Consider the following 1,561-nt stretch of genomic DNA (forward strand, 5'->3'; position numbering starts at 1 on the left):
ACCAGGTGCAGGCGCCTTCTTCGGCGCTCAGGACATTGCGGCGCAGGCCGGCAAAGAGTTCGCGGCCTAGGCCGTGGGCATTGACGTCGGCTTCGTCCGGATCGAGCGTCGCCACCTCGCGGGCCGCCCAATCGGCCTCGTCGACCAGGGCGGCCAGCGTGCCGGTCTGCGCGCAAACGCGCACGACGTCGCCATCACGCAGCTTGGCCAGCGGCCCACCGGCCAGGGCCTCGGGGCTGACGTGGATGGCCGCGGGCACCTTGCCCGAGGCACCGCTCATGCGGCCGTCGGTGACCAGCGCCACCTTGAATCCCTTGCCCTGCAGCACGGCCAGCGGCGGCGTCAGCTTGTGCAGTTCGGGCATGCCATTGGCGTGCGGGCCCTGGAAGCGCACGACGACGATGACGTCGCGCTCCAGCTCGCCGTTCTTGAATGCGGTCAGCATGGCTTCCTGCGTCGTGAAGATGCGGCAAGGCGCCTCCACGGTGTGGCGATCCTCGGGCACCGCCGAGACCTTGATGACGGCGCGGCCGAGGTTGCCGGCCAGCAGCTTGAGGCCACCGGTGGCGCTGAAAGGCGCGGCGGCCGTGCGCACGACACCGTCGTCGCCACTGGCGGCCGGCAGCGGCTCGCGCACCACCTCGCCGCTCTGGCCCACCGCCCGCGGCACGAAGGCATAGGGGCGCAGGCTGTCGCCGGCGACTGAGATGACGTCCTCGTGCATCAGGCCGGCGTCCATCAGCTCACGGATGACGAAGCCCGGGCCGCCGGCGGCCTGGAACTGGTTCACGTCTGCACTGCCATTGGGGTAGACGCGCGACAGCAAGGGCACGACGGCGGACAGGTCGGAGAAGTCCGTCCAGTCGATCAGGATGCCGGCCGAGCGGGCGACGGCGACCCAGTGGATCAGGTGGTTGGTCGAGCCGCCAGTGGCGAGCAATGCCGCCATCGCGTTGACGATGCAGCGCTCGTCGACGAGGTGGCCGATGGGTTTGGCGGCCCGGCCCGCCACGCGGCCGCTGATGTTGATCGCCGTGGCGACAGCCTCGCGCGTCAGCGCCGTGCGCAGGTCGTCGTGCGGATGCACGAAGGCGCTGCCCGGCGTGTGCAGGCCCATGGCCTCCAGCAGCATCTGGTTGCTGTTGGCSGTGCCGTAGAAGGTGCAGGTGCCGGSRCCGTGRTAGGCCGCCTGCTCGCTCTTCAGCAACTCGTCGCGGCCGACCTTGCCCTGGGCGTAGAGCTCGCGCACCTTGGCCTTGTCGCTGTTGGAGATGCCCGAGCTCATCGGCCCGGCGGGCACGAAGACGCAGGGCAGATGGCCGAAGTGCAGTGCGCCGATCAACAGGCCCGGCACGATCTTGTCGCAGATGCCCAGCAGCAGGGCCGCATCGAAGACGTCATGCGTCAGCGCTATTGCCGTGCCCATCGCGATGGTGTCGCGCGAGAACAGGCTCAGCTCCATGCCGGGCAGGCCTTGCGTCACACCATCGCACATCGCCGGCACGCCGCCCGCGACCTGCACCGTGGCGCCCAGACGGTGCGCCTCGGCTCGGATCTGCTC

The 1,561-nt window shown here is 70.1% G+C and carries 1 protein-coding gene; it reads right to left on the bottom strand.

Annotated features, from left to right (window positions below; all coding sequences use genetic code 11):
* A partial coding sequence (edd, locus tag ACXJKR_RS32110; protein WP_457326302.1) for a phosphogluconate dehydratase occupies positions 1-1,561 on the bottom strand: 1,561 nt, incomplete at both ends.

The organism is Roseateles sp. P5_E11, from assembly GCF_054049355.1.